Origin of the sequence: Kribbella sp. NPDC050820 (genome assembly GCF_040653975.1) — a bacterium.
Classification (GTDB): Bacteria; Actinomycetota; Actinomycetes; order Propionibacteriales; family Kribbellaceae; genus Kribbella.
In genome coordinates, this window is sequence record NZ_JBFAHB010000025.1 from 96,284 (window position 1) to 101,892 (window position 5,609).

General features: G+C 69.7%; 6 protein-coding genes. 2 read left to right on the top strand and 4 right to left on the bottom strand.

Annotated elements, in window-relative coordinates:
* Positions 1–67: 67 nt before the first annotated feature.
* From AB0H36_RS22370 to AB0H36_RS22385, 4 genes are all read right to left on the bottom strand, one after another.
* The gene (locus AB0H36_RS22370; protein ID WP_360526413.1) at positions 68–322 is read right to left on the bottom strand and encodes an RNA-binding protein; all 255 of its coding nucleotides are present in this window, start codon (positions 320–322) and stop codon (positions 68–70) included.
* Positions 323–327: 5 nt separating this feature from the next.
* Complete coding sequence (rpsP, locus tag AB0H36_RS22375; RefSeq protein WP_360526389.1) at positions 328–852, bottom strand: 30S ribosomal protein S16; 525 nt, start codon at positions 850–852, stop codon at positions 328–330.
* A gap of 174 nt (positions 853–1,026) precedes the next feature.
* Positions 1,027–2,370 carry a 6-phospho-beta-glucosidase gene (locus tag AB0H36_RS22380; RefSeq protein ID WP_360526392.1) on the bottom strand — a complete coding sequence of 448 codons (1,344 nt, stop codon included), beginning with the start codon at positions 2,368–2,370 and terminating at the stop codon, positions 1,027–1,029.
* Positions 2,367–3,119 (bottom strand): DeoR/GlpR family DNA-binding transcription regulator, encoded by a 753-nt coding sequence (locus tag AB0H36_RS22385; protein WP_360526395.1) that lies wholly within the window; start codon positions 3,117–3,119, stop codon positions 2,367–2,369. The genes AB0H36_RS22380 and AB0H36_RS22385 overlap by 4 nt, the downstream gene beginning before the upstream one ends.
* Positions 3,120–3,245: 126 nt before the next feature.
* On the opposite strand from AB0H36_RS22385, the gene AB0H36_RS22390 reads away from it, so the two are divergent.
* A complete protein-coding gene (locus tag AB0H36_RS22390) occupies positions 3,246–4,196 on the top strand; it encodes a PfkB family carbohydrate kinase (RefSeq protein ID WP_360526398.1) in 951 nt (316 codons plus the stop codon).
* Positions 4,197–4,201: 5 nt separating this feature from the next.
* A complete protein-coding gene (locus AB0H36_RS22395) occupies positions 4,202–5,491 on the top strand; it encodes an extracellular solute-binding protein (protein ID WP_360526401.1) in 1,290 nt (429 codons plus the stop codon).
* The last annotated feature ends 118 nt before the right edge of the window (positions 5,492–5,609 follow it).

Sequence of the window (5,609 nt, forward strand, 5' to 3'; positions counted from 1 at the left end):
TTACCCCTGAGTATAGGCCGCCGCCCCCCCCCCGCGCGGGGTGCGCCCCTTCGGAAGTGCTACGAGGTCAGCGCCGGCCACCACGCCGGTTGAGCTCGTCGACGAAGTCGATGCGCAGCGACGACTCGGCGCTGAGCGCGCCGACCACGGTGCGGATCGCGGTCGCGGTCCGGCCGTTGCGGCCGATCACCTTGCCGATGTCGTCGGGGTGCACGTGCACCTCGAGGGTGCGGCCCCGGCGCAGGTTGCGCGAGCGGACGCTGACATCGTCAGGGTTGTCCACGATGCCCCGGACCAGGTGCTCGAGCGCCTCGGTCTCCATCATGGTCAGGCCTTGGCGTCGTCGGCGGGCGCCTCGGCCGGAGCCTCGGCGGCCTCGTCAGCCTTGGGGGCCTCGTCGGCCTTGGCGGCCTCGTCAGCCTTGGGGGCCTCGTCCTTCGGCGCGTCGTCCTTCTTGTCGGCCTTCTTCGCCGCGGTCTTCTTGGCGGTGACGGCCTCGGTCTTCAGCGTGCCGTGCGCCTCGGCGAGGGCCTCGTTGAAGATCTCCTGCTTGTCCCGCTTCGGCTCCTTGACCTTCAGCGGCGCCGGAGCGTCCTCACCCTTGAACTTCTGCCAGTCACCGGAGGCCTTGAAGATCGCCTCGACGGCCTCGGTCGGCTGCGCGCCGACGCCCAGCCAGTACTGCGCCCGGTCCGACTCGACGTGGATGAACGACGGCTCGGCCTTCGGGTTGTACTTGCCGATCTCCTCGATGGCGCGGCCGTCCCGCTTGGTCCGGGCGTCCATCACGACGATGCGGTAGTGCGGCGCACGCTTCTTGCCGATGCGCTTCAAACGGATCTTGACTGCCACGTTTGTGGGGTCTCCCTCGGATTACATGTCTGGGTGAGCAGCACAGCGTCGTGGGGACAACGGGTGACCACTCGAATGGGCCGTTCCAGGCAGTGGAGTTAGAGGGCTGCACGAACCTGGACGGACTCAGCAGGCCATTGTGCCAGATCCCACGGAAAGCAACCAACCCGAGGGTCAGCTCCGGAACGGGGCCAGCTCGGGTAGCTGCTGAGCATACGCGTCCAGCAGCTTGCCCGCCGCGGTGACCGAGTCGATCAGCGGGTGCCAGGCGAAGGCTCGCAGCGCGGTGTCGCGGGAGCCGGAGGCGGCCGCCTCGATCGTGGCGCGTTCGACGGCCTTGACCGAGCAGACCAGGCCGGCCTGGTGGTCTGTGAGCTGGGACACGGTGACCGGCAGGGCGCCGTTGGCGTCCACGGTGCAGGGGATCTCGACGACCGCGTCGTCGTCCAGATGCCGCAGGACGCCCCGGTTGCGGACGTTCAGGATCAGCGACGCCCGCTCGTTGTGCGCGATCGCGCGCATCAGCGACAGCGCCACCTGCTCGTAGCCGCCCGCGGCCATGTCCCGCTCGTCCCGCTCCCCCGCGTCCGCGACCTCACGGCTCTCCACCATGTACGTCGACTCGCGCTCGGCCCGGGTCTTCTGCCACAGCTCCAGCGCCTGCTCCGGATGCCGAGCCGTCTCCGCGTAGAAGGCGGACTGCTGCGCCAGCAGGAAGGTCCCGCGGGTCTGCTGCACAGCCTGTACGGCGGCCAGCGTCTCGCGCGCGAAGTAGTAGTAATGCAGGTACTCGTTGGGGATCGCCCCGAGCGACCGCAGCCAGTCGGCGCCGAACAGCCGGCCCTCCTCGAAGGACGCCAGCGCCTCCCGCGACTCCAGCAGCGCCGGCAGCCGGTCGACCCCACCGGACCGCAGCCCGCGCAGCCACCCCAGGTGGTTCAGCCCCGCGTAGTCGTAGAACGCGGTCGACGGGTCCAAGCCGAGCGCCAGCGCGGCCCGCCGCCCCAGACCGGACGGTGAGTCGCAGATCCCGATCACCCGGTCACCCAGGTACGGGATCATCGCCTCGGTCACCATGCCCGCCGGGTTGGTGAAGTTGATGACCCACGCCTCCGGCGCCAGCGCCGCGACCCGCTGGGCGATCCCCGCCGCGACCGGCAGCGTGCGCAGCCCGTAGGCGATCCCGCCGGCGCCGACCGTCTCCTGGCCCAGGACGCCGAGGTCCAGCGCGACCCGCTCGTCGACGGTCCGGCCCTCGAGTCCACCCACGCGGATCGCGGAGAACACGAAGTCCGCTCCGCGCAGCGCCTCGTCCAGGTCGGTCGTCTCGGTCACCACCGGAGCGTCCACGACCGCGGCAGCCTGCTGCCGCAGCACCGCCCCGATCGACGACAGCCGGGTCCGGTCGGTGTCGTACAGCACCACCGACGTGATCCGGCCGTCGCCGCGGTCGCCGAGCAACGCCTGGTAGACGAGCGGCACCCGGAACCCACCGCCGCCGAGGATGGTCAGTCTCACGCCAACACCACCTGCACGCCTGCCTCCGTCAGTTGCGCCCGGGTCGCCTCGTCGGCTCCGGACTCCGTCACCACCATGGTCAGCTCACCCGGCTCGCACACGCGCGCGACACCGTGTCCGGGGAACTTCGTCGCGTCCGCCAGCAGCACCACGCGGTCGGCGGCGCGGATCATCGCCCGCTTCACCGGAACCTCGATCATCGTGCTGTCCATCACCCGCCCGTCCGGCCGCACCCCGCTGGTGCCGAGGAACAGCCAGTCCACATGGATCTGCCGCAAGCTCTCCTCGGTCAGATACCCCACCAGCGAGCGGTAACTCCGCCGGACGAACCCGCCGAGCACGATCAGCTCGATCTGCTCGTCGTTCTGCAGCTCCTCCAGGACGGCGAGGTTGCTCGTCACGACCGTCAGCGAGCGGCCGTGCAGGTGCTGCGCGACCCGCAGCGCAGTGGTCCCGATGTCGAGCAGCACCGACTCACCGTCGCTCACCAGCTCAGCGGCCAGCCGCGCGATCCGGTCCTTCTCCTCCGCGTGTACGGCGTTGACGTCCGCAAAAGGCTCGTCACCACCGTCGACGGCGAGCGCTCCGCCGTACACCCGGGTCAGCCGGCCCTCGGCGTGCAACTGCTCGAGATCGCGACGGATCGTCGCCTCGCTCACGCCCAGACGCTCGGCCAGCACTTTCACGCCCCCGGCACCGTCGGCCCGGAGCGAACGGACGATCTGATCCTGCCGCTGCTTTGGCAACACGGGGAGACCGTATCACGCAAACTCCGTCATTTTCACTCAAATCTATGATCAGGTCTTGCGCATCCTGCGCATCAGATTCAAGATTCATGCACGAGTTTGATCGAGCGTGCAGGAGTGTGGCAACGCATGGTGGAGCTGGACGTCGTGGTGTCCGGTCTGGTCTTCCAGGACCTGGTGCTCGGCCTGCCCACTGCCCCGCGTCCCGGCACCGAGGTCTGGGCCACCGACTCGCTCGAGAGCCCGGGCGGGATCGCCAACTTCGCCGTCGCGCTGTCCCGGCTCGGGCTGCGCACTGGCCTGGCCGCGGCCTTCGGCGCGGACGATCTCGGCGACCGGCTCTGGGACCGGCTCGCCGACGGCGAAGGCATCGATCTGACTCTCTCCCGCAAGCTCGCCGGCTGGCAGACCCCGCTGACGGTGGCCCTTGCCTATGACAACGACAGGGCACTGGTCACCCGGGGCACCCCTCCCCTGCTGTCGGCCGACGAGCTGATCACTGCGCCGCCGGCTGCCCGAGCTGTCGCCGCCCACATCGGCCCCTGGCCGAACGAGTGGCTGGCGAAGGCGAAGGCGGCCGGCAGCGTGGTGTTCGCCGACGTGGGCTGGGACCCGTCGGAGCAGTGGGACCCGCACGTGCTCGACCAGCTCGAGCACTGCGACGTGTTCTTGCCGAACGCCGGCGAGGCGATGAACTACACCCGGACGGACAGCCCGGAGCAGGCCCTCGACCGGCTCGCGGAGCTCGTCCCGCTCGTCGTCGTGTCGAACGGCGCCGACGGTGCGCTGGCGCTGGACGCCGCCACCGGTGAGCGCGTCGTCGTACCGGCGTACCCAGTGCAGGCGGCGGACACCACCGGGGCGGGTGATGTGTTCGCCGCCGGCTTCATCGCCGCGACCCTGTGGGACCTGCCGCTGGTGCAGCGGGTCCGGTTCGCGGCACTCGTCGCCGCGCTGTCGGTGACCCGGCTCGGCGGCGCCGACGCGGCGCCCCGCTGGGACGACCTGGTCGCGTGGCAGGCCGCCCAACCCGAAGACCACTCCCTCCAAGCGCTGATCAGCGCCCACTCAGGAAGGTAAGAACAATGGAGCTCTCACGTCGGACGCTGCTCGCTGGGGGCTTCGCAGCCGTGCTCGGCGGAACGGTCGTCGGCTGCTCGTCCGGGATGGACGCCGGTACGACGACCAAGACCAACCCCGCCACCGAGCTGGCACTGTGGTGCTGGCCCGGCGGCCTCGGCAAGTCGGTGCTGGACGAGACGATCGCGCACTTCCCCGACCCGAAGATCAAGTACTCCGAGATCGGCGGCGACTTCAAGCAGAAGCTGATCACCACTTTCAACGGTGGGACCTCGATCCCGGACATCACCGGGCTGAAGGGCGAGGACATCGCCTCGATGCTGCCGCAGGCGGAGCGGTTCGTGGACCTGAAGACGGTCGGCGCGGACTCGATCCTCGGCGACTACGTCGAGTGGAAGGTCAAGCAGGCCACCACGCTGGACGGCAAGGTGATCGGCCTGCCGATCGACATCGGGCCGACCGCGCTGTACTACCGCGAGGACGTGTTCACCAAGGGCGGCCTGCCGGCCGACCCCGCGAAGGTGGCCGAGCAGCTGAAGACCTGGGACGACTTCTTCGCCGCCGGTGTCGAGCTGAAGAAGTCGAACCCGAAGGCGCTGATCGTCTGGGACGCCACCGACCTCTACGACATCGTGGTCGGCCAGGGCACCGAGCGGTACGTCTCCAAGGACAACACCTTCATCGGCGACCAGGACCACATCCGCAAAGCCTGGGACACCGTGGTCAAGGCGATGACGCTGAAGATCGACGGCAAGACCGCGAGCGGTTCGCCGGACTGGAACGCCGGGCTCGACCAGGGCACGGTCCCGGCCCACGTCGGCGCCGCCTGGGTCGCGCTCGACATCAAGAACGCGGTCAAGACCAGTGTCGGCAAGTGGCGGCTGGCCCCGACCCCGAGCGGCCCGGCGAACTTCGGCGGCTCGTTCCTGACCATCACCAAGAACGCGGCCGACCCGGCCAAGGCGTTCGAGGTGATCAAGTACATGCTCAACCCGGACAACCAGGCCAAGGCGTTCGCCGACGCGCAGATCTTCCCGGCCACGCCGGCCGCCTACGACAAGCCGCAGCTGAAGGTGGCCGACCCGTTCTTCGGCGGCCAGGTGCCGATCGACGTGTTCGGCCCGGCGGCCAAGGCCATCCCGGTCGCCTACGAGGCGCCGGCCGACGGCGCGGTCGCGCAGCCGTTCAAGGACGAGCTGAAGACCGTGCAGTCCGGCGCCAAGACCTCCGACGCCGCCTGGACCTCCGCAGTGTCGAAGGCAAAGGCGATCGCCAAGCGCCAGGGAGTGCAGTGACGGTACTGATGCCACGCCTCCGGTCCGGTAGCCGCCGTCGGCCGGGATCCCGCCCTCGTAGACGTAGTCGCCGAGGTGCAGGACCAGGTCGAGGTCCTCGTCGGCCATGTGCCGCAGG

What these genes read in the sequence shown, in the direction of transcription:
- AB0H36_RS22370 (WP_360526413.1), bottom strand. Translation starts at nt 322, where the DNA reads ATGGAGACCGAGGCGCTCGAGCACCTGGTCCGGGGCATCGTGGACAAC.
- AB0H36_RS22390 (WP_360526398.1), top strand. Translation starts at nt 3,246, where the DNA reads ATGGTGGAGCTGGACGTCGTGGTGTCCGGTCTGGTCTTCCAGGACCTG.
- AB0H36_RS22395 (WP_360526401.1), top strand. Translation starts at nt 4,202, where the DNA reads ATGGAGCTCTCACGTCGGACGCTGCTCGCTGGGGGCTTCGCAGCCGTG.